Here is a 20,673-nt window from a genome sequence, read left to right as displayed (position 1 = left end):
CGGCGTCGGCGGTGATCCGGTCCTGGGTGCCGTGCGGTCGGTCCACGGTGGTGCCTCCTGTCGCGCTCCCGGTGGCCACCGGGAGCCCCTTGCCCGGGGTCAGCAGCCCCGCGGTCCTGCTCGCCGTCGGCCCGCACTCCGCGGAGGCGGCCTCCTGGCGGATGCGCCGGTCGCTCACCGCGACCACGCGCAGCGCCTCGGAGAACCGGTCGTCCGCCCGGGACTCGAGCAGCTGCTGCCGGTGTCGCAGCTTGTGCGGCACCAGGTACGCCACCCACAGGCCGACCAGCGCGAGCGCGACCGGTCCTGCGAGATCGTTCACGTCACGACGGTAGGCGTCGGGGTGCCGCGTCCTCGGGACCACCGCGGCGTGTCGGGCTGTGCGTCACCCGTTCCGGGCCCGCCAGCGGGCGAGCAGCCCGCCGGGCACGTCCTCCACCGTGAGCGCGAACGTCCGGTGGTCGCACCAGCGGTCCTGGATGTGCAGGTACCGCTCGCGCACGCCCTCGTCGCGGAACCCCAGCTTCTCGACGACCCGCAGCGAGGGCCCGTTCTCCGGCCGGATGTTGATCTCCACCCGGTGCAGGTCCAGCGCGGTGAAGCAGTGGTCCGTGGCCAGCGCCACGGCGGTCGGCGTGATGCCCAGCCCGGCGACGTGCTCCGACACCCAGTAGCCGATCGCGGCGGACCGCAGCGACCCGTAGGTGATCGAGGAGACGGTGAGCTGCCCGACCAGGCGGCGCTCGAGGTCGATGGCGAACGGGAGCGTGACCCCGGCCCGCGCCTGCGCGGACAGCGACCGGACGAACGTGCCGAACGACGGCCGCGGACCGGTCACGGGCACGGGGCTCGTGGCGTCCCAGGGCTCGAGCCACGCGGCGTTCTGCGCCCGCAGGGCCATCCAGGTCTCCTGGTCCCGCCGCCGCAGCGGGCGCAGGCGCACGCCGCCCTCCGTGAGCACGGCGGGCCAGCCGGTCGCCATCAGCCCTCCAGCACGAGGCAGTGGATCACCTGACGGGGGTGCACCGTCAGGTCCTGCTCACCGACGACCGCCAGCGCGTTGGCCTGCGCGAGGGCGTTGATCGTGGGCGCCGAGGGGTCGCCCAGCGGCGTGACCCGGTAGCCCTCCTCGGGGGAGCCGAGGACGGTGGCGGGCACGAACTGCCGCAGCCCGGGCGGCGAGACCCAGCCCTCGGTCGCCTCGGCCGCGACCGACGGCCGGAACAGCTCGGCGTGCCCGGCCATGGCCCGCAGCGCCGGCCGGACGAAGACCTCGAACGACACCTGCGCGGCGACCGGGTGCCCCTGCAGGGCGAAGATCGGCACCGACTTGTCGCTGGCCAGCTCGTCGGCCACGGTGCCGAACCCGTGCCGCTGACCGGGGGTCATGGCGACCTGGTCCAGCCGCACGCTGCCCATGGGCGCCAGCACGTCCTTGACGGTGTCGTGCGTCAGCTCCGAGAGCCCGCCGGTGATGACGATGAGGTCGGCGCGCACCAGCTGGTCCTCGAGCGCCTCGCGCAGCGTCGCCCGGTCGTCCGGCAGGATGCCGACCCGGACCGCGGCGGCGCCGGCGTCGCGGACGGCGGCCTCGAGCGCGTGGCCGTCCGCCTCGAACACCCCGCCGCCGGTGCGGTCGGCATGGGTGCCGGGCTCGACCAGCTCGTCGCCCACCGAGAGCAGGACCACGCGGGGCGTCGGGTGCACGCGCAGCCGACCCCGCCCCATCGCGGCGGCGAGGGCCAGCTGGCGGGCGCCCAGGCGGGTGCCCGACGCCATGACGACGTCCCCGGCGCGCACGTCCGAGGCCGTCGCACGCACGTGCTGCCCGGCGACGGCGGGGCGCTGCATGGCGACGCGCGCGGTCCCGCGGTCGGTCTCCTCGAGCGGGACCACGGCGTCGGCCCCCAGGGGCAGCGGCGCGCCGGACGCGATCCGCACGGCGGTGCCGGGCACCAGCCGCAGCGGGCCGCCCGAGCCGGGTCGCACGTCGTGCGCGACCTGCAGCGCCTGGGCGCTCGCGTACCCGGCGCCGGCCGTGTCGTGCGCGGCCACGGCGTACCCGTCGCGGGCGGCCACCGCGAACGCCGGCAGGTCGTGGGTGGCGACGACGTCCGCGGCGAGGATGCAGCCCACGGCGTCGCGCAGCACGACGTCGAGGGGTGCGACCGGTCCGACGGCGGCCAGCACGGCCGCTAGGTGGTCCTGGACCGATCTCATGCGCGCATTCTGCCCCGCCCGGCGGCTCAGTCGGTCAGCGTGCCGACGAAGTCGCCCAACCAGCTACGGAAGTCGGGTCCCAGGTCCGGGCGGTCGACCGCGATCTGGACGACGGCCTTGAGGTAGTCCAGGCGGTCTCCGGTGTCGTAGCGCCGGCCCCGGAAGACCACGCCGTACACGCCGCCGCCCTCGGACGCCGGCAGGTCCGCCAGCGTGGCCAGCGCGTCGGTCAGCTGGATCTCACCGCCGCGGCCGGGCGCGGTGCTCTCGAGCACCTCGAACACCGCCGGGTGCAGCACGTACCGGCCGATGATCGCCAGGTTGCTGGGCGCCTCGTCGGCCGGGGGCTTCTCGACCAGGCCCGTGATCCGCACCTGGTCGGGGTCCTCGGCACCGTCGAAGGCCTCGACCGCCGCGCACCCGTACATCGAGATCTGCGCCGGCGGCACCTCGAGCAGCGCGATGACCGAGCCGCCCGTCCGCTCCTGCAGCGCGAGCATGGTGCTCAGCAGCTCGTCGCGCTCGTCGATCAGGTCGTCGCCCAGCAGGACGGCGAAGGGCTCGTGGCCCACGTGGTGCTTGGCCTGCAGGACCGCGTGGCCCAGGCCCTTGGGCTGGCCCTGCCGGACGAAGTGCACGTGGCCGAGGTCGGTGGACTCCCGGACCTTGGCCAGGCGCTCGAGGTCGCCCTTCGCCTCGAGGGCCGCCTCCAGCTCGGGCACGGCGTCGAAGTGGTCGGCGAGCGTGCGCTTCGAGCGGCCCGTGATGAGCAGGACGTCGTCGAGACCGGCCTTCACCGCTTCCTCGACCACGTACTGGATGGCCGGTTTGTCGACGACCGGGAGCATCTCCTTGGGCGTCGACTTCGTGGCGGGCAGGAACCTGGTCCCCAGGCCCGCGGCGGGAATGACTGCCTTGTGGATCGTCATGCCGGGACCTTAGTCGCGACCGGCGGACCCCGCAGTGGCGTACGTCACGACGTGCAGGAGTTCACACGTCATACCCCAGTCGGTCGTTCGGGCGGCGCCAGGTTTGAGAGACTGTCCGCATGAGCAGCGTCGCCCAGCCGTATCCGCGCGTGTCCGAGGGTGACGAGGTCGAGGACGTCAAGGAGCGGCTGCGCGTGGCCATCCGCGACGCCCGCAAGACCCGGTCGGTCCGGCTGCGCGAGGCCGCCGCCCGCGCCCTGGCCGACGTGGTGCTGACGATCCCCGCCGTGGCCGACGCCGCCTGCGTCTCGGTCTACGCGTCGCGGGCCACCGAGCCCGGCACCGGCCCCCTGCTCGAGGCCCTCGCCGCCCGCGGCGTGCGCGTGATCATGCCGGTGCTCGGCAGCGGCCTGCAGCGCGACTGGGCGGAGTACGCGGGGCCCGACGACCTCCGCGAGCGCGCGCCGGGCCGGCCGCCCGAGCCGGGCGGCGAGACCCTGGGCGCCGCGGCGCTGGCCGAGGCCGACGTGGTCATCGCGCCGGCGCTGGCCGTCGACACCACCGGCGCCCGGCTCGGCCAGGGGGGCGGCTGGTACGACCGCGCGCTCGAGCACCTCCGCCCGGGCGTGCCCGTGGTCGCGCTGGTGTTCCCCGAGGAGCTCTACGACGCCGGCGTGCGCCCGCTGCCCCGCGAGCGCCACGACCGCCTGGTCGACGCCGTCGCGACGCCGCAGGAGTGGCACCCCATCACGGGGTGAGCGTCAGCCGGTCCCGCACGTCCGCCTCGGTCGCGGCCCGCGTGAACGGCCACGGGAAGGTCTCGCCGCGCGACCACGGCCCCAGCTGGTCGGCGTAGTGCACGCTCGCCGGGTGGCCGGAGGAGCCGGTCATGGTCACCCACGTCGAGCCGTCCAGGTCGCCGAGGTCCACCACCATCCGCATGGACGGGGCGGCGGTCACGCCGAACGACCCCGAGCTGGCGTCCCACGCGGTCGCGTCGACGATCGACGAGCCCCCGCCGACGGCCACCGGGTCCGGGTTGACCAGGCGGCGGATCACGCCCGGGACGGAGTCGCCGCCCAGCACCGGGTGCTCGGGCGCGGCCGTGTGCAGCCGGCCCCAGCGCCAGTCGGCCGCGTCCCGGCCCAGCTGCGCGGTGAGCTGGCGGCGGGCCGCGATCATCGCGCGCGTCAGCACCTCGTCGCGGCCCTCGACCACGCCGGGCGTCGACTTGTCGTCCCACCACGGCGACGCGGGCTGGTCGAGCAGGCGGCGCACCACCTCGAGCCAGCGCGACCCGCCGTCCGGCCCGTACCCGTCGGGCAGGTCGTCGGCGAACGCCGACTTGAGCACGTCCACCCAGACGGCCGAGAAGTACGCCGCGGCGGCCGAGTCGGGCGACTGCACCCGGTCCCAGGTGCGCAGCAGCTGCTGGCCGTCGTCGTCGAACGTGTTGCCGATGTGCAGCGTGAGCAGCACCGGGACCAGGACGTCCGCGAACGGGCTGTGCTGGTCGAACTGGATCCGGTTCATGTCAGCCACGTCGACCTTGCCGGCCGCCGTGGTGCTGCTCAGCAGGTTGCGGATGCGCTGGGCCCGGTAGCCGTAGTCCCAGTCCGCGGTGAGGAACGGGCCCGTGCCGGCGGGGGTGACGGCCTGGTTCGCGGTGACGATGAACCCGTCGGCGGGGTCGAGCGTCCGGGGCATGTCCGCAGGGTCGACGTAGCCGGTCCACGCGTAGCGGCTGTCCCAGCCCGGTCGAGGCCACGTGCCGTTCGACGGGACCGGGCCGCCGGGCACGGTGGCGCGCAGCGGGATGCGCCCCGGCGCCTGGTAGCCGATGTGGCCGTCCGTCGTCGCGAAGACGATGTTCTGCGACGGCACGTCGAACAGCGCGGCCGCGGTCTGGATGTCGTCGGCGCCCTTGGCGACGTCCATCGCGAGGACCGCGTCCATGGTCCGGCCGGGCTGCAGGGCCGTCCAGGCGAGCGCGACCGCGAACCGACGGCCCGGGGCGTCCTCAGGCACGGGCGCGGTGCTGACGCCGGTGAGGTCGAGCACGTCGGACAGGATCGGCCCGTGCACGGACTCGCGGATGGTCAGCCGGACGTCGGCCGCCCCGTTCACGTGGATCACCTCGGTGCGCTGGGTGATCGGGGCCGTGCCCCCGTCCAGCTGCGTGGTGTCGCCGTCGACGCGCTCGAGGAAGAAGTCGGTGACGTCGGCCCCGAGGTTGGTCAGGCCCCAGGCCAGCTGGGCGTTGTGGCCGATGACGACCCCGGGCGTGCCGGCGAAGGCGAAGCCGGTGACGTCGTAGGGGCACGCGGCCGAGACGTCGGCGCAGCGCAGGCCGACCTGCTCCCAGATGCCCGGCGCGGAGATGCCGAGGTGCGGGTCGTTGGCGAGCAGCGGCTTGCCGGACGTCGTCAGGTCGCCCGAGACCACCCACGAGTTGGAGCCGACGCCCTCCCCGTCGCCCATCAGGTGCGGGACCGCCGCGAGCGCCGTGCTCGCCGACGCCATCGCCGCCTGCAGGTCCGCGTCGTCGAGGTGGAGCGGGGTCGTCGTCGCGGACGTCTGCGCGACCGTCGCCGGCTGGAGGTCCGCGGCCGAGAGGATCGGCTGGTTGAGGTCCTGCGGGTAGGCGGGGAACAGCTCGTCCACCCGGGCGATGTCGCGCACCGACGAGTACGCCGCGGCACGGGCCAGCTCGTCGTCGTAGTTGCCCCGCAGGTCCCAGGCCATCGCCTTGAGCCACGCCAGCGAGTCGACCGGGTCCCACGGCTCGGGCGCCCCCACGTGGACCTGGCGGCCCAGCACGGTGTACTCCACCGCGATCGCGCCGGGGTCGCGGCCGTCGAGGTAGGCGTTGACGCCGTCGGCGTAGGCCTGCAGGGCGGCCCGGGTGGACGACGACAGCAGCGGCCACTCCTGCTCGGCCACGCGCCGCCAGCCCAGGGTGCGGACCACCTTGTCGGCCTTGAGCGCGTCGGCGTTCTGGCCCACCAGCTCCGACAGCCGCCCCGCCGTCACGTACCGCCGGTAGTCCATCTCGAAGAACCGGTCCTGCGCGGCCACGTAGCCCTGGGCCCGGAACAGGTCCGCGCTGGTGGAGGCGGTGATCGTCGGGACGCCGCGGGCGTCGCGCGTGACCGTCACGTCGGCGTCGAGCCCCGCGATGCGCTGCTCCCCCGCGACCTCGGGCAGGGGGCGCCGCACCACGAGGAAGGCGGTGACCACCGACGCCACGAGCGCGACGACGAGCACCGCGGCGACGGTGATCAGGATGAGACGGACGAGGCGAGGACGAGACACGCTTCGGAGGGTACTTCGCCGTCCGGACCCAGGCCGTCCCACCGCCCCGGAACGGCGGGCGGAATGTCCCGAGCGGCCGAGCGGTTACGATTGGCACTCGGACCATACGAGTGCTAGACCATTCCGACCCGCTCGTCCAGCTGCCAGGAGACCTTCAGTGCCCACCTACGCCTACGCCTGCACGGCGTGCGGTCACGCCTTCGAGATCGTGCAGTCGTTCAGCGACGACTCGCTGAGCGTCTGCCCCGAGTGCGAGGGACGGCTGCGCAAGGTGTTCTCCTCCGTCGGTGTCGTGTTCAAGGGCTCCGGCTTCTACCGCAACGACGCCCGCGCCGGCGCGAAGTCCTCGTCGCTGAGCCCCGCGACCACCACTCCCGCCCCGGCGGCAGCCGCGTCGGCCGCGCCGTCGGCCTCCTCCACGCCGTCGACGTCCGCGAGCACTCCCGCGGCGAAGCCGGCAGCCGCGTCCTGATCGCCCCGGGCTGACCCCCGGCTCCCCGCCGCACCCCCGACTCCCCGGGTTGCGCGGTCCGAGCCGCCCCCAGCCCACCGCCGCGCCTCCGATCCCCCGGGTCGCGCGGCTACGAGCCACCGGCGGGCCGGACGCGCCTACGGTCGCCGCCATGCAGCCCCACCCGCTCGCCGGTCGACCGCCGCCGCTCGCCCCCCGCCGCCGGCCCCTGCCCCTCACGCTGCGGATCGTCCTGTGGCGGTCCCGCTTCGCGCTCGGCGCCGTGTGCCTCGGGGTCGCGGCCGCGTGCACGGTGCAGGCGCTGCGGCCCGCCGACCCGCCGACGTCCCTGGTGGTCGTCGCGGCGCGGGACGTCCCGGCGGGCACCGAGCTGACCAGCGCCGACGTGCGGGTGACGCGGTTCCCCGTCGCGGTCGCGCCCGACGGGTCGATCGCCGACCTCCGGGCGGTCGTCGGCGCCTCGGCCGCCGTCCCGCTCGCGGCCGGCCTCCCCGTGCTGCCCGGCCTGCTGGCCGACGACGAGGTCCGCGGCCCGCCCGGCACCGTCGTCGCGACCGTGCGGTTCGCCGACCCCGCCGTCGCCGGCCTGCTCTCCCCCGGCGTGCGGGTCGACGTGCTGGCGGCGACGCCGGAGGGCGGTCCGGGCAGCGTCGTCGCCACGCGCGCGCTCGTCCTGCCGGTCGCCCACCCGGACGCGTCCGGGGGGCCGCTCGGCGTGGGTGGGTCCGGCGACACCTCGGTCCCGGTGCTGCTCGCCGTCGCGCCTGCGGAGGCACCCGCCCTGGCGGGGGCGTCGGCCTCCGCCTTGCTGTCCGCAGTCGTCGTGCCATGATCGGGCGACCGGACCTGCTCCCTCGGTGACGTCGGCCGATCCGACCGTCCCGTTGGACGGGCTCGACAACGGACAGACTCACCCCCGGGCTGCGCACCGCAGACCACGGACGAAGGGATCCGCAGCCATGCTCCAGGGTTTCAAGGACTTCATCTCGCGCGGGAACGCGATCGAGCTCGCCGTCGGTGTGGTCATCGGCGCCGCGTTCGGCGCCGTCGTGAAGGCTCTCGTCGACGGGTTCATCGGGCCGCTGATCTCCGCGATCCTCGGCAAGACGGACCTGAGCGCGGTGTGGAGCTTCACCATCAACAACGCCACGTTCTCGTTCGGCCTGATCCTGCAGGCGCTGATCCTGTTCCTGTTCACGGCCGCGGCGGTGTACTTCTTCATCGTGGTGCCCATGAACGCCCTGGCCGCCCGCCGCAAGCGCGGCGAGGAGGTCGAGCCCCAGGCGCCCGCCGAGGACGTGCTCGTCCTGCAGGAGATCCGCGACCTGCTGGCCCGCAACCTCACGCCGGCGATCGTCAACGACGCGGGAACCGCCGCGCCCACGACCACCACGGCGACGACGCCCCCGCCCCCGCCGTCGATCCCGCCAGCCGTCTGACACCGACGGCCGCCGCGGCGGAGGGCTGACGCCTCCGCCGCGGCACGGTGCGCGTCGAGGGTCCGGCTACTTGACGGCCGCCAGGAACGCGAGCGCGCGCTCCGTGAGCAGCTGCGCCGCCGCCGGGTCGTACGAGGGCAGGCTGCTGTCGGCGAACAGGTGCTGGTCGCCCGGGTACACGAAGAGCTCCGCGTCCGGGCTCTCCTTCACCAGCGCGCGGGCGGCGTCGATGTCGCCCTCGCCGGCGAAGAACGGGTCGGCGTCCATGCCGTGGATCTGCACGGGGACGCCCGCGGGCCACGGCGTGCCGAACTCCGACGTGGGCACGCAGGACTGGAAGAACAGCGCTCCCTTGGCCCCCGGACGCGTCTGCGCGAGCATCTGCGCGGGCAGGACCCCGAGGGAGAAGCCGGCGTAGACCAGCCCCTCCGGCAGCTGGTCGACCGTGTGCTGCCCGCGGCCGAGCACGGTGTCGAACCCGACCTCGTCCGCGTAGGCGAGCCCGTCCTCGAGGCTGTCGAAGACGTGCCCGTCGTACAGGTCGGGCACGTGCACGGTGTGGCCGGCCGCACGCAGCGTCTCGGCGAACGCGAGCACGCCGGGCGTCAACCCCTGCGCGTGGTGGAACAGCAGGACCTCGGCCATCGAACTCTCCTTCACGTGGGCACCCGGGCGGCAGCGATCATCTCGCACCGGTCTGACACCGGCGCTACCAGTGCGGCGGCTTGTCCTGCGTCAGGCGGTCGTCGTTGGAGCCCGCCTCGCGGTCGCCCCACCCGAGGTCGGAGTCGTCCACGCTGCGCCGGGCGACCACCGGGTCGGGCGCCGGCACGACCGGCGACGCGGGCGCCGGCGGCTCGGCGGGCGCGGCGGGGTGAGTCGAGACCAGGTTCGCGTCGTCCCCGCCGACCGTCCCCGCGTGCCGGACGGCGCGGCGCGGCCGGCGCACGGCTGCGGGCTGCTCGGACGACGTCACGGCTCGATGATCCCACCCGCGGCCGACGGACCGCGACGCCGCGGTCAGCGCATCGCGCGCGTGATCGCGCTGCGGACCGCGGTGTCGATCCGGTACGAGCGGCGCGTGATGCCCAGCTCGTCGCGGAGCGCGGCGGCCAGCTGCTCGCGGGTGCGCTCCTGCTCGTCCGACTGCAGCCAGGCCACTAGCTCGTCCAGCTGGTCGTCGCTGTAGGCGCCGATCGGCAGGCCGCGCCGGACGTCGGGGCGCTGCCGCGTGGGCACCGCGAGGGCGAGCTGCAGGGCGCGGCTGGTCGGTCGCGCGTCGTGCTCGTCCGTGTGCTCCTCGACGACGTCCAGCGGAGCGGGCGCGGGCTCGTCGGCAGGGGCGACGTCCACGGGAGCGTCGTCGACGGGCTCCTCGAGCGCGGGCTTCTCGGGCGCGAGCTCCTCGGCCGCGGGCTCGTCGATCACGTCGACCGTCGACCAGGCGCCCGTCGCGGGCGCCGCGGGGGCGTCCGTCGGCGCCGGCAGCTCCTCGGTGTCGTCGGCCTCGTCGATCAGCCCCAGGTGCAGAGGGGCGGTGCGGGGCGGGGCGGGTGCGGGCACGCGCGCGTGCACCGCGCGGCGGATGCGGTCCACCTCGGCCTGCGGGTCGATGAACGCGGCCGCCGACCAGACGCGCACGACGCTCCACCCGACGCGCTCGAGGCGGTCGGCGGTGAGGCGGTCGCGGACGCGGACGCTGGGCTCGGCGGTGTACGACTCGTCGTCGGTGAGGACGGCGACCAGCATCTCGCCGGGCAGGTCCGGGTGGCCGACGACCAGCGGGATCCGGTCGCCGCCGGGGATGCCGTGGTCGGCCTCGACCAGCAGGCCGTGCTTCCAGAGCCGCTCGGCGAGGTCGAGCAGCAGGCGGTCGGGCTCGGTCGCGGCGGCGAGGGCCTCGTCGGCGGCGGCGGCCGCGGCCGCCAGCTCGCGCAGCAGCGGGTCGGAGGGCTCGGGCCTGACCAGGTCGGTGACGTCCTGGCCGGCGGCGCGGCGGGCCGCGAACGCCAGCAGGTCCGCCAGCAGCCGGGGGCCGGCGCCGCGCAGGCGCTCGGGGTCGAGGTCGTCGGACCCGAAGCAGGACACGACCGTGAGCCGGTGCCGCGTGGAGCCCAGGGCGTCCAGGAGCAGGGCGTCACCGCCGGGACCGGAGATCGGCCCGAAGGTGTGCAGCACGCGCCGGTGCGGGGTGCGGCCCAGCCCGAGCGACAGGATGATCGCCTCGCGGCGCAGCCCCGCCACGTTGGGCAGGTCGGTGACGACGAACGGGTCGACGCGGCCGGAGTCGAAGAACGCGGCCAGCGCGGGGTTGCCGCGCACCTCGGTCAGCACCGACTCGCGGACGGCCTCCGCGTGGGTCGCCGTCGCCGTGATCACCGCGAGCGACTCGTCGGGACGCAGGAGGGCGTGCGTGAGCACCAGCTCGACGACGTGCTCGACCTCCTCGCGCGTCGAGTCGACCGAGCCGGACTCGGCGTCGGGCATGCCGGTGCCGTCGACGAGGTCGAGGGCCACCAGCGGGAGGTGCTGGGGCAGGGGCGTCGGGCGCAGCACGCCGCCGTAGCCGTGCGCCGCGAGGAACGCGGTCAGGTAGGGGTCGCGGCGCGAGGAGTCGGCCCGCAGGGCGACCGACGGCAGCACGGCCGCCAGCTCGCGGACGGCGGTGCCAGAGGCGCACCTCGCGTCGCCGACGACGACCACCTGGCGGCCACGGGCGACCGCGGCGAGCGCGACCTCGACGGGCAGGTGGGCGGCCGAGTCGATGACGACGAGGTCGACCGTGCGGGTGGGCGGGAGCACCTGCGGCACCAGCATCGGGCTCGCGGCGATGACCGGCCGCAGACGGCGCGCCACGTCGGGGTGCCGCACGACCGTGTCGCGCAGCGACGTCAGCCGCTCCTCGACCAGGTCGGCGAACAGCGCCTCGGCCTGCTCGCGGTGCTGGCGCAGCGCGTGCGAGACGTGCCCGACGACGGCGCCGAGCACCGGGCCGGACAGGCTGGCCACGTGCGCGCGGTCGAGCGCCGCGTACTGGGCCGACAGCGCGCCCAGGGCGGCGCCGTCGTACCCGGCCAGCGCCGGGTCCTCGCCGAGGATCTGCTCGATGACCGTGCTCCACCAGGCCAGGTCCAGCTCGGCCGCGGCGAGCGCGGGGTCGATCCGGCGGGTGGCCAGGTCGTCGACCAGCGGGCCCAGGCCCGCCGACCGCAGCCGGTGCAGCAGGCCCGTGCGGTCGGGCAGGTCGGCGAGCGCGTCGGTGTCCGAGCGCAGGCGGGCCAGCCGCTCCGTCAGCGCCGCGAACGGCAGGCTGGACAACCCGGCGCCGCCGGGGGTGGTCGCCAGCACCTCGTCGAGCGCGTCGAGGTCCGCGCGCACCGCGGCGAACTCCTCCTCGACGTGCTCGAGGCCGTCGGGCAGCCGGGGCCATCCGCCGGAGGGGCAGTGCGCCTGCCAGGTCTCGCGCTGCGCCTGCACCTCGAGCAGCGCCGAGTGCAGGTCCGCGACCGGCCGGCCCGGCCGCAGCATGTCCTTCGACTGCTTGCTCAGCCGACGCCGCAGCCAGTAGCCCATCTCCAGGCCGCGCTCGGCGCGCCACTCCTTGGTGGCCGTGGCGGCCACCAGGTCGGCGGCAGTCCGCTCGAAGACGATCGGCTGGAAGACGTCGAGCGCGGCGCGGACGCCGTCGAGCATGGTGAGCTGCTCGGCCCACGCGACGGCCGACGTCGCCTGGGTCAGCCCGGTCTCGGCGGCCACCTGTCCGGTGCGCTCGACCAGGGCCGGGAGCGTGGAGTCGAGCAGGCGCGCGAGGCGGCGGACCACGTTGTCGGCGTCGGCGCGCGTGCGCAGGTCGGCGCCGTACCAGGGGGTGTCGACCGGCCGGACGCGGAACGCCCCGAGCTCGCCGGCGCGGACCAGATCCGCGGTGAGGTCGGCCCGGCGGGGAGCGTCGAGCACCCGGGCGACGTCCGGCGTCAGGCGCACGGTCGTCTTCGGCGTCGGCCGCGCGGACGTCAGGCGGGCCAGCTGCTGCAGGGCGTCGTACGCGGACACGCCCCACGGCGCGCGCTCGGCGTGCAGGGCGTCCACGTAGGACCGCAGCCGCTCACGGGTGGCGACGAGCTCGCCGCGCAGCGCCACGACGCCGTGCGTGTCGACCGCGGGCGCCTCCAGCGTCATCGCGCCCAGCAGGCGTCGCGAGATGGCCGTCCGCCAACCGGCGTCGGGGGCCACGTCGAGCAGCAGGTCGCCCAGACCGAGCGCGGCGAGGCGGTCCGCGAGCGCCGTGGCCGCGCGCCGGTGGCCCGGCACGTAGAGCACGGTGCGGCCCGTGGCGGCGGCGTCGGCGACCAGCGCGGCGAGCGTGCCGGTGACGTCGGCCCCGGCCGGGGCGTCGACGAAGAGGTGGGTGCCGGTGGCCACCATGTCGAGCACGTGCTGCTGCGCCGGGTCGAGGTCGCCGACGCCGCGCTCGAGGCCCGGGTCCCGGTCGCCGCGCACCGGCGGTGGCAGCTGCCGACGCAGGCGGGCGCGGGACTCGTCGACCCCCGCGAGCGCGGACACCACCTCGTGGCGCTCGAGCGTGCCGGAGAGGTTGTCCAGGTCGTCGACCAGGATCTGGCCGGGGTGCACAAAGGTGCCGACGACGACGCGCTCGCTCATCGAGAAGTCGTCGAGCACGGCCTCCCCCAGCGACGTGAGCCGCTGCAGCGCCCCGCGCGGGTCGAAACCGTCGGTGGTGAACGTGCCGCGAGCGACCGCGCCGGGGTCGAGCAGCGCGCCGCGCGAGCGCAGGGCCCGCGCGAGCACGGGGTTGACCTCCAGCGACGGCTCGAGCGCGAGCTCGTAGTCGCTCTCGCCCGAGCCGCGGGCCCTCAGCGTCACGGGCCGCAGCAGCACGGGCGCACGCACGGTGCGCGGGGCGGCCTCGGCCTGCTGCTCGCCCTCCGGGGTGCGCTGGCGCGTCACCGACGCCAGCGCGGCGACGTCGTCGCTCGCCACGTCGGGGGTGGTGCGCTCGGTCCAGGTGGCGACGCCGATGGCCAGGGACGTCGGCGCGATGCCGTACCGCTGCGCGTAGACGGCGGCGCGGGCGCTCACGGCCCGCGCGCGGCGACGGGCGGTCGACAGCGCGGCGCCCTCGCGGATGAGGTTGGACAGCCGGGTCTCGCGGCCCGCGAACAGCTGCGAGATGCCCGAGGGGTGCGCGGCGGAGAGGTCGAGCGCGGCCTCGCCGAGCAGCTCGACGTCGACCAGCGTGGACCCACCTGCGGCCTCGACGAGGGACGCGCGCCAGGTGGCGACGGCGCTCTCCAGGACCTCGGCGGGCGTCGGGGGCTCGACGAGCACCGGGCGGTCGGTGGGGTCTGCGCCGGTCTCAGGAGCCTGGTCGGGTCCCGGGCCGGTGGTGCGCACGGGGACGGTCACCCTGGGAACGCTAACCGCGCTGCCGCATGATCCCGGGCATGGCGCGCCGGAGCGCGGCAACCCCGCAGACACGAAGAGCGGGGCGGGTCAGGGGACCCGTCCCGCTCTCCGGACGTAGAAACGGTGCGCACCGCGCAGGGGGCAGGCGATGCGCACCGTCAAGACGAGTGTGCGGCACGAATGTGGTGCTGGTCAAACGTCCAGGCCGCCCGTCCGGGTGAATCCCGCGGGTGGAATCGCGCACCCCGGAAACTTCTGCATCGACGTGACAAACGTGCTGTATCCCTTGACGATCATGCGGCTCCTGGAGGATGACGGACCTATCCAGGACACAGGAGTCGAGCGATGGACGAGACCGTATCTCCGGACCGCACGCCGGCCGTCACCTCCCTGCAGGCCACAGGCCCGCTGAGCGTCGCACCGGCGGACGACATGCCCCCCGGCGTGCTGATCGAGAACGACACGATCCCGGTCGAGACGTACTCCGCGGACCCCGACCCGGTGGTCGACTGGCTCGACCCGACGGGCACCGGCCAGACCCGCGACCCCATCGCGCCGCCGCCCCCGCCGGGACCGCCCGGCCCGGGGTACCAGTACGACTACGTCTCGCCCGCCCACACCGCGCTGGGCATCGCCCGCGCCGAGCTGGGGACCATCGGCGGCTCCAAGTACCGGCAGTACTGGAGCGCCCCCGCCAACGCCGCGTGGTGCGGCTACTTCGCGTGCTGGGTGCTGCGCAAGGCCGGCATCGCCGACGGGCCTGCCACCGGCTGGACCCCGAACATCGTCCAGTGGGGCAAGGACCGGGGGAAGTGGAAGACGTCGGGCGCCCACCCGGGCGACCTCATCCTCTTCATGTGGCCCACCGTCTCCTCGAGCGGCCGCGGCACCCCGCCCGTCTGCCACGTCGGGATCGTCGAGGCCGTGCACGCCGACGGCACGCTCACCACGATCGAGGGCAACACGTCCGCCAAGGTGAACGGCTCCCAGTACAACGGCAACGTGTGCGCCCGGAAGGTGCGCAAGGCGAACGTGGTGGGCTTCGTGACGATCTTCGAGGGCGGCGACACCCAGCAGACCGCCGACCCCGCGCGGCAGGAGGTGCAGACGATCCTGCACCGCCTCGGCTTCTACACCGGACCGGTCGACGGCATCACCGACCCGACCGCGGCCGTCAAGGCGTTCCAGCTGGCCGCCGGCCTGGTCCAGGACGGCATCCTCGGACCCCTGAGCCGCGCCGCGGCCGCCTTGGTCCCGGCGTTCCCGGGGTCGACGGAGAAGGGCCGGTCGGGTGCCGTGACCAGGGCCTACCAGCAGCGGCTGCACGACCGTGGCGCCGTCATCGACGTCGACGGCGTCCACGGCCCGCAGACGTCCGCCGTGCTGAAGACGTTCCAGCAGGCGAACGGCCTGGAGGTCGACGGGATCGGCGGACCGCAGACATGGACCGCCCTCTACACGCGGGGAGTCTGAGCGCAGCGCCCCCTTGTCGCCGCACCGGGGGGCGGGTGCGGCGACACGACGCTCGGCCTGCTCAGATCTTGCAGCAGGGGCTGGCGAGCACCTGGGAGTCGGCGGCTGACGCGGTCGCGCCGGCGAGCACGGCGGCGAGGGCGAGGACGAGGGCGATGCTGAGCTTCTTCATGAGGGGACCTTCCCGAGGGTGCGCCGGACTCTCCGGTACACCCCGCATGGTCCCCAGACGAGTGTCTTGGGCGCAATGACGCGCTCGACACCGCGGTAGACAGCACGACCCCTCAGCGCCTCGGCGGGAGCGGCACCGCCCCTCGGATGCCCGCCGCGGCGAGCGCGCGACCGTAGGCCTCGACGACGCGCTCGTCCGCGTCCCCGGCCACCCGCAGGCGGTCGCCGATGCGCCGCCAGAGCGTCGCGGCCGACCGGCCCGACGCGATCATGTCCAGCAGCTCGGCGGCCGACCGGTACTCCTTGACGGCCTCCGTGCGGGCGCTCTGCGCGAGCAGCGCGTCGCCCAGCGCCTCGTGCGCCGCCGCCGCGTCACGCCGCACGCCGTCCCGCAGCAGCTCGACGGCGGCGGCCGCGTGGCGTTGGGCCGCCCCGGGCTCGTCGAGCAGCAGCCACGCGCGCGACCGCACCGACTCGACACGGGCCAGCTCGATCTGCGACTCGCCGATCTCCAGGGCGGTCTGCGCGGCGTCCAGCTCCGCCAGCGCCTCGGTGGGCCGCGGCGGGTCGACGGTGACCAGCAGGAACGCGCGGTCGAGACGCAGCCGGGGCAGGTCGCGGTCGATCTCGTCGGCGCCCGCGAGCGCCATGGCCGCCTCGAGGTGGACCAGCGCGGCGTCCGGGTCGGCCAGGGCGTCGTCGACGAAGGCGAGGTTCCAGTGCACCGACGAGACGGCCCGCGCCGAGCCGTGCTCGCGGGTGTGCGCGAGCAGCTGCCGCCCCCGGAAGCGCGCGTACGTGGTGTCGCCGCGCGCGACGTAGGCCCAGATGATGGTCGACTCGAGCCGCACGACCTCGTCGGAACCCGCCACCGACGCCGGGAGCAGCGCCAGCAGCTCCTCGCCGCGGGTCACGGCGCGCTGCAGGTCCCCCACCTCGGTCAGCGCCATGACGATCCGCATCGCGGCGTAGGCGGCCTGCGTGTATCGCCGGCCCTCGATCAGCCGCGCGCAGACCCCCTCGAGCACGTCGACCGACCCCTCGAGGTCGCCGGCCACGTCGAGCGCCTCCGCGTGCGCGAGCCCCACCCGGGCCGCGGCGTCGACGTCGAGCCCCGACACGTCGGCGCCCGCGAGCACCTCGGCCGCGTCCTTGGCCGACCCCATGCGCGACAGGCGGCGGGCCTCGACGATGGCGCTCTCCGCCGAGCGGTACTCGGGGGCGCGCTCGCCGTCGACCAGGTACGCCACCGGGACGCCCAGGACGTCGGCCACCCGGGCCAGGGAGTCGGGGCCCAGCGTGCGGGTCCCCCGCTCGACGTGGGAGATGTAGGTCGGGTGCACGCCGGCCGCTCGCGCGAGCTCGCCCTGGCTGAGCCCGGCCTTCTCCCGGGCGTCGCGGACTCGTCGGCTCAGCGGTTGCACGGTCTCACGATAGGTACGGGCGGCGCGCTCCGATAGGTGGCGGCCGCCGGGCGCGCCGCCGCCGGGCGCCCTTGACGGCACCGACGCGGGCGCGGAACGTCGAGTCGGGCCGCGGTCCTGCGGTCGGTCGTTCCCTCCCAGGAGTCAGGAATCGCCATGCACAGGTCACTCACCGCCGCCGTCGTCGCCGGCCTCGGCGTCCTCACGCTCACCGGCGCGTCGCTCGCCGGCGACTCGGCGAACCGACAGCCCGCCCCCGGCCGCACCCTGACGTTCGACGTCCGGTTCTCCGACTTCTTCCTGCTCGACTTCGGGCCCACGGGGGTCCGCGAGGTCACGTCGTTCCAGGACCCCGAGCTCAGCCCGAGCCGGGGCGACCAGATCGTCTTCGAGGACACCCTGCTGCGCCACGGCACCGAGGTCGGCGCCGGCGGCGGCACGTGCACGGTGACCACCGTCGTGGCCGCGGACCCGCCGATCCTGCTCAGCTGCCAGGTCACCTACCAGCTGCCCGACGGGCAGGTGGCCGCCCAGGGCCGGGCGTCGAACGCGCCGGTCAAGACGCTGGCGATCGTCGGCGGCACCGGGCGCTACGTCGGTGCGGGCGGCGAGCTGACGCTCACCGAGAACGGCGACGGCACGGGCACGCTCGTGCTGGCGCTCGACCGCCGCTAGCCGACGCCTGGGCCCTCGTCGGGGATCCACTGCCAGGTGGCCAGCACCCGGTCGAGCGCCTCGACGGCCCGGGCGTGCCAGGCGTACGAGAGGACGCCGACGACGAACGCCCAGCCGTCGTGGTCGACGTGCGTGTCGGTCAGGACGGCGGCCCCGCCGTAGGTGCAGGTGGTCCGCCAGGCGACGCCGAGCGCGCAGTCGACCCGGTCCACCGGCCCGATCGCGGCCTGCGGTGCCACGTAGCCCTCCCGCACCCGGTGGACGCGCTCGGCGGCGGGCCTGATCTCCTCGCCGCCCGACAGCCGGCCCACCCGGCCCAGGCACACGACGAGGAGGTGGGTCCGCTCGGCGATCAGGACGCGCGCGTCCTGGCGTGACCCGTCGACCCCGAGGTCGGAGAACCCGACGTCGGGGCCCGGCGCGCGGAACGACTCGCCCGGTCGGCCGTCGCCCAGGGGCGCGACGACGATCCGGTGGGTCAGGGCGGAGGGATCGGCCGGCGCCGGCGCCGGCCGGGCGAACAGCGAGATCGACCGCGCCGCGGCGCGGAGCTGGTCGGCGCTCTCCGGGTGGGCCCGGGCGACCTTGCGGATCATCCGCTCCCGCCACCACACCAGCCGCAGCCAGACCAGGGCGAGGACCAGGGCCGCCCAGACCCCCACCGTGACCAGGAGGTCGAGCAGCGGCGGGACCGGGTCGGTGAGGACGGTGCCCGGTGGCAGGTCCAGCGCGAGGGTGACGATCACCCGGGGGTTATCGGCGCGCGACGCCGCTCGGTTGACCGGGGACGAGGGCCGCGGTCAACCGAGCGGACGTCAGTGCGCGAGGACCGGTGCCTCGTCGTGCACGGCGGGGGCGGCCAGCGCGAGCCGTGCCGCCCGGTCCGCGCGGGTGCGGAACAGCGTCGCGGTGAGCACCGCGCCGAGCAGGAAGATCCCCGCGGCCCAGGTGTAGGCGACCGAGAAGCTCTCCAGCGCGGCGTTGGCGAGCACCTGCGGGGTGGCCGGGGCGTGGTCGGCGACGTACGCGGTCGCGGCCGTGGCGGCGAGCGTGTTCAGCACGGCCGTGCCGATGGCCCCGCCCACCTGCTGGCTGGTGGAGACCATGGCCGACGCGGCGCCGGCCTGCCGCGGCGCGATGCCGAGCGTGGCGATCTGGAACGACGCCGGCATGATCGAGCCCATCGCCATGCCCATGACGACCAGGCCCACCAGCACTCGCGGGTAGCCACTGTCGATCTGGAGCGTGGTGAACCACAGCATCGCGCTCGCGCCCAGCAGCATGCCGGTGGGCACCAGCAGCTTCGGGCCGAACCGCGGGACCAGGATGTTCGACTGGACCTGCGCCGTGATGATGATGAACACCACCATCGGCAGGAACGCGGTGCCGGTCTGCATCGGGGTGTACCCCAGCGAGAGCTGCAGGTAGTAGGTCAGGAACAGGAACACCCCGAACATCCCGGAGCCGGCGACGAGGATGGCGAGGAAGCCCGCCCCGCGGTCGCGGTCCTGGACGATCGACAGCGGCAGCAGCGGGTGCTCCGCGGTGCGCTGCCGCAGGACGAACGAGACCAGCAGCACCACGCTGGCGGCGAGCGAGCCCCAGACCGCCGGCGCGTCCCACCCCTGGGGCTCGGCCTGCGAGAAGCCGAACACGAGGGCGAAGAGGCCGGTCGAGGCCAGGATCACGCCGGGCACGTCGACGCGGGTGTCGTGCTTGGTGTCGATGCGGGACAGCAGCACGGAGCCGGCGACGAACGCGACGACGGCGATGACCACGTTGACGTAGAGGTTCCAGCGCCAGTTGAAGTTCTCGGTGAGGTAGCCGCCGAGCAGCAGGCCGATGGCCCCGCCCATGCCGGCGATGGCGCCGAAGACGCCGAAGGCGCGGGCGCGCTCCTTGGGGACGGTGAACGTGGTGGTCAGCACGGAGAGCGCCGCGGGCGCGAGGACGGCGGCGAACACGCCCTGCAGGGCGCGGGCCCCGACCAGCAGCTCGAAGCTCTGCGCGGCGCCGCCGAGGGCGGAGGCGACGGCGAAGCCCACGAGGCCGATGAGGAACATGCGGCGACGGCCGAACATGTCCGAGAGGCGGCCGCCGAGCAGCAGCAGGCTGCCGAAGGCGAGCGCATAGGCGGTGACCACCCACTGGCGGTCGTTGTCGCTGAACCCGAGGTCCGCCTGGGCGGAGGGCAGCGCGATGTTCACGATGGTCGCGTCGAGCACGACCATCAGCTGGGCGAGCGCGACCGTGGCCAGGACGAGCCAGCGGTGCCGGCTCTCCGGTGCGGTCGTGAGGGGTGACGACATGGCGGTGCTCCTGAGGACGTCGTGGTCGGTGGAGCGACTGTAATACGGAACTGGTGAGTTCCGGAACCCCCCAGTATCGATTAGTGCGGCTAGAGTGGGCGGCACGACGAAAGGGCGACGAATGAGCGTGGACGACCTCACCGGGACGACGACGACCCGGAAAGCCGGACGCCGCCGCGACGTCTCGAAGGACGACGCGATCCTCCTGGCCGCCCGCGAGCTGCTGGCCGAGCGCGGCTTCGACGGCATGACGATGGACGCCGTCGCCGACCGCGCGGGAGCCGGCAAGGCCACCGTCTACCGCCGCTGGTCGTCCAAGGTGCAGCTCACGGTCGACGCCGTCGTCTGCGCACGCGGCGTGGCGCAGACCGTCGACGACATCCCCGACACCGGCTCGCTGCGCTCCGACCTGCTCGCGATCCGCTACGGCCGGCCGCGCACGGACGACTCGGAGCTGATGTCCGGCCTGATGTCCGCCGTGAAGGAGAACCCCGAGGTCGCGGCGGTGTTCCACGAGCAGTTCGTGCGCACCCGCGTGAACCTCATGCGCGGCCTGCTGGAGCGCGCCCAGGCCCGCGGCGAGGTGCGCCAGGACATCGACCTGGACATGGTCGCCGCGGTCGCGCCCGCCATGATCGCCTACCGCAAGATGGTGGCCGGCCAGCGGATCGACGACGAGTTCGTGGTGCAGATGATCGACACGGTGATCCTGCCGCTGGCCACCGGCTCCCCCGCGACGGCCGCTCCGCTCGACAGGTAGGCGCGGCAGGGCCACACTGCGAACGGCCCTGTCTGTTTTGTCGGATTTCTCGGGTGGAG

Annotated in this window: 17 protein-coding genes and 1 pseudogene; 7 read left to right on the top strand and 11 right to left on the bottom strand. The window is 74.9% G+C overall.

Translation table 11 applies throughout. From position 1 onward, the window contains the following. From AB5970_RS03570 to galU, 4 genes and pseudogenes are all read right to left on the bottom strand, one after another. Positions 1–322: pseudogene (locus tag AB5970_RS03570) on the bottom strand (hypothetical protein); the annotation flags it as partial. Between the two features lie 63 nt (positions 323–385). Then, positions 386–982, bottom strand: a complete 597-nt coding sequence (locus AB5970_RS03565; protein WP_370502519.1) for a GNAT family N-acetyltransferase — start codon at positions 980–982, stop codon at positions 386–388. Continuing rightward, positions 982–2,220 (bottom strand): molybdopterin molybdotransferase MoeA, encoded by a 1,239-nt coding sequence (locus AB5970_RS03560; RefSeq protein WP_370502518.1) that lies wholly within the window; start codon positions 2,218–2,220, stop codon positions 982–984. The genes AB5970_RS03565 and AB5970_RS03560 overlap by 1 nt, the downstream gene beginning before the upstream one ends. 26 nt (positions 2,221–2,246) lie before the next feature. Then, complete coding sequence (galU, locus tag AB5970_RS03555; RefSeq protein WP_370502517.1) at positions 2,247–3,149, bottom strand: UTP--glucose-1-phosphate uridylyltransferase GalU; 903 nt, start codon at positions 3,147–3,149, stop codon at positions 2,247–2,249. A gap of 119 nt (positions 3,150–3,268) precedes the next feature. Here galU and AB5970_RS03550 point away from each other — a divergent pair, with 119 nt between their 5' ends. Further along, the gene (locus tag AB5970_RS03550) at positions 3,269–3,907 is read left to right on the top strand and encodes a 5-formyltetrahydrofolate cyclo-ligase (RefSeq protein ID WP_370502516.1); all 639 of its coding nucleotides are present in this window, start codon (positions 3,269–3,271) and stop codon (positions 3,905–3,907) included. Here AB5970_RS03550 and AB5970_RS03545 read toward each other — a convergent pair. Further along, complete coding sequence (locus tag AB5970_RS03545; protein ID WP_370502515.1) at positions 3,897–6,464, bottom strand: penicillin acylase family protein; 2,568 nt, start codon at positions 6,462–6,464, stop codon at positions 3,897–3,899. The two genes, AB5970_RS03550 and AB5970_RS03545, sit on opposite strands and share 11 nt — an antisense overlap. Before the next feature lie 157 nt (positions 6,465–6,621). On the opposite strand from AB5970_RS03545, the gene AB5970_RS03540 reads away from it, so the two are divergent. The 3 genes from AB5970_RS03540 (at position 6,622) to mscL (ending at position 8,375) form a co-directional block, all read left to right on the top strand. Then, a complete protein-coding gene (locus AB5970_RS03540; protein WP_370502514.1) occupies positions 6,622–6,936 on the top strand; it encodes an FmdB family zinc ribbon protein in 315 nt (104 codons plus the stop codon). Between the two features lie 151 nt (positions 6,937–7,087). Then, positions 7,088–7,768, top strand: coding sequence for an SAF domain-containing protein (locus tag AB5970_RS03535; RefSeq protein WP_370502513.1), 681 nt, complete (start codon positions 7,088–7,090; stop codon positions 7,766–7,768). A 127-nt stretch (positions 7,769–7,895) separates the two neighbouring features. Next, a complete protein-coding gene (mscL, locus tag AB5970_RS03530; protein WP_370502512.1) occupies positions 7,896–8,375 on the top strand; it encodes a large conductance mechanosensitive channel protein MscL in 480 nt (159 codons plus the stop codon). Positions 8,376–8,441: 66 nt separating this feature from the next. Here the strand turns inward: mscL and AB5970_RS03525 are convergent, their stop codons facing one another. The 3 genes from AB5970_RS03525 to AB5970_RS03515 form a co-directional block, all read right to left on the bottom strand. Then, positions 8,442–9,020: a dienelactone hydrolase family protein gene (locus tag AB5970_RS03525; RefSeq protein WP_370502511.1), complete on the bottom strand. Its 579-nt coding sequence runs from the start codon at positions 9,018–9,020 to the stop codon at positions 8,442–8,444. A gap of 64 nt (positions 9,021–9,084) precedes the next feature. After that, positions 9,085–9,351, bottom strand: a complete 267-nt coding sequence (locus tag AB5970_RS03520; RefSeq protein ID WP_370502510.1) for a hypothetical protein — start codon at positions 9,349–9,351, stop codon at positions 9,085–9,087. A gap of 44 nt (positions 9,352–9,395) precedes the next feature. After that, a complete protein-coding gene (locus AB5970_RS03515) occupies positions 9,396–13,802 on the bottom strand; it encodes a hypothetical protein (RefSeq protein ID WP_370502509.1) in 4,407 nt (1,468 codons plus the stop codon). A gap of 345 nt (positions 13,803–14,147) precedes the next feature. Here AB5970_RS03515 and AB5970_RS03510 point away from each other — a divergent pair, with 345 nt between their 5' ends. Continuing rightward, positions 14,148–15,275, top strand: coding sequence for a peptidoglycan-binding protein (locus AB5970_RS03510; protein WP_370502508.1), 1,128 nt, complete (start codon positions 14,148–14,150; stop codon positions 15,273–15,275). A gap of 284 nt (positions 15,276–15,559) precedes the next feature. Here the strand turns inward: AB5970_RS03510 and AB5970_RS03505 are convergent, their stop codons facing one another. Further along, entirely contained in the window at positions 15,560–16,870 is a 1,311-nt protein-coding gene (locus tag AB5970_RS03505) for a helix-turn-helix domain-containing protein (protein WP_370502507.1), read from the bottom strand. Positions 16,871–17,026: 156 nt separating this feature from the next. Here AB5970_RS03505 and AB5970_RS03500 point away from each other — a divergent pair, with 156 nt between their 5' ends. Further along, the gene (locus AB5970_RS03500; RefSeq protein ID WP_370502506.1) at positions 17,027–17,545 is read left to right on the top strand and encodes an allene oxide cyclase barrel-like domain-containing protein; all 519 of its coding nucleotides are present in this window, start codon (positions 17,027–17,029) and stop codon (positions 17,543–17,545) included. On the opposite strand, the gene AB5970_RS03495 is transcribed toward AB5970_RS03500, so the two are convergent. Both AB5970_RS03495 and AB5970_RS03490 read right to left on the bottom strand, forming a co-directional pair. After that, positions 17,542–18,291, bottom strand: coding sequence for a hypothetical protein (locus tag AB5970_RS03495; RefSeq protein WP_370502505.1), 750 nt, complete (start codon positions 18,289–18,291; stop codon positions 17,542–17,544). The two genes, AB5970_RS03500 and AB5970_RS03495, sit on opposite strands and share 4 nt — an antisense overlap. Positions 18,292–18,360: 69 nt before the next feature. Beyond that, complete coding sequence (locus tag AB5970_RS03490; RefSeq protein WP_370502504.1) at positions 18,361–19,959, bottom strand: MFS transporter; 1,599 nt, start codon at positions 19,957–19,959, stop codon at positions 18,361–18,363. A 16-nt stretch (positions 19,960–19,975) separates the two neighbouring features. On the opposite strand from AB5970_RS03490, the gene AB5970_RS03485 reads away from it, so the two are divergent. Beyond that, positions 19,976–20,614 (top strand): TetR/AcrR family transcriptional regulator, encoded by a 639-nt coding sequence (locus AB5970_RS03485; RefSeq protein WP_370502503.1) that lies wholly within the window; start codon positions 19,976–19,978, stop codon positions 20,612–20,614. Positions 20,615–20,673 lie beyond the last annotated feature (59 nt).

The organism is Cellulomonas sp. ICMP 17802 (assembly GCF_041295535.1).
GTDB lineage: Bacteria > Actinomycetota > Actinomycetes > Actinomycetales > Cellulomonadaceae > Cellulomonas.
Note: the sequence above shows the minus strand (reverse complement) of the source record. Positions and strands in the feature narration are given on the sequence as shown.

Excerpts from the sequence above, each read along its gene's own strand:
- AB5970_RS03550 (WP_370502516.1), top strand. The coding sequence starts at position 3,269 with ATGAGCAGCGTCGCCCAGCCGTATCCGCGCGTGTCCGAGGGTGACGAG.
- AB5970_RS03560 (WP_370502518.1), bottom strand. The coding sequence starts at position 2,220 with ATGAGATCGGTCCAGGACCACCTAGCGGCCGTGCTGGCCGCCGTCGGA.
- AB5970_RS03565 (WP_370502519.1), bottom strand. The coding sequence starts at position 982 with ATGGCGACCGGCTGGCCCGCCGTGCTCACGGAGGGCGGCGTGCGCCTG.
- AB5970_RS03485 (WP_370502503.1), top strand. The coding sequence starts at position 19,976 with ATGAGCGTGGACGACCTCACCGGGACGACGACGACCCGGAAAGCCGGA.
- galU (WP_370502517.1), bottom strand. The coding sequence starts at position 3,149 with ATGACGATCCACAAGGCAGTCATTCCCGCCGCGGGCCTGGGGACCAGG.
- AB5970_RS03500 (WP_370502506.1), top strand. The coding sequence starts at position 17,027 with ATGCACAGGTCACTCACCGCCGCCGTCGTCGCCGGCCTCGGCGTCCTC.
- AB5970_RS03525 (WP_370502511.1), bottom strand. The coding sequence starts at position 9,020 with ATGGCCGAGGTCCTGCTGTTCCACCACGCGCAGGGGTTGACGCCCGGC.
- AB5970_RS03510 (WP_370502508.1), top strand. The coding sequence starts at position 14,148 with ATGGACGAGACCGTATCTCCGGACCGCACGCCGGCCGTCACCTCCCTG.
- AB5970_RS03535 (WP_370502513.1), top strand. The coding sequence starts at position 7,088 with ATGCAGCCCCACCCGCTCGCCGGTCGACCGCCGCCGCTCGCCCCCCGC.
- mscL (WP_370502512.1), top strand. The coding sequence starts at position 7,896 with ATGCTCCAGGGTTTCAAGGACTTCATCTCGCGCGGGAACGCGATCGAG.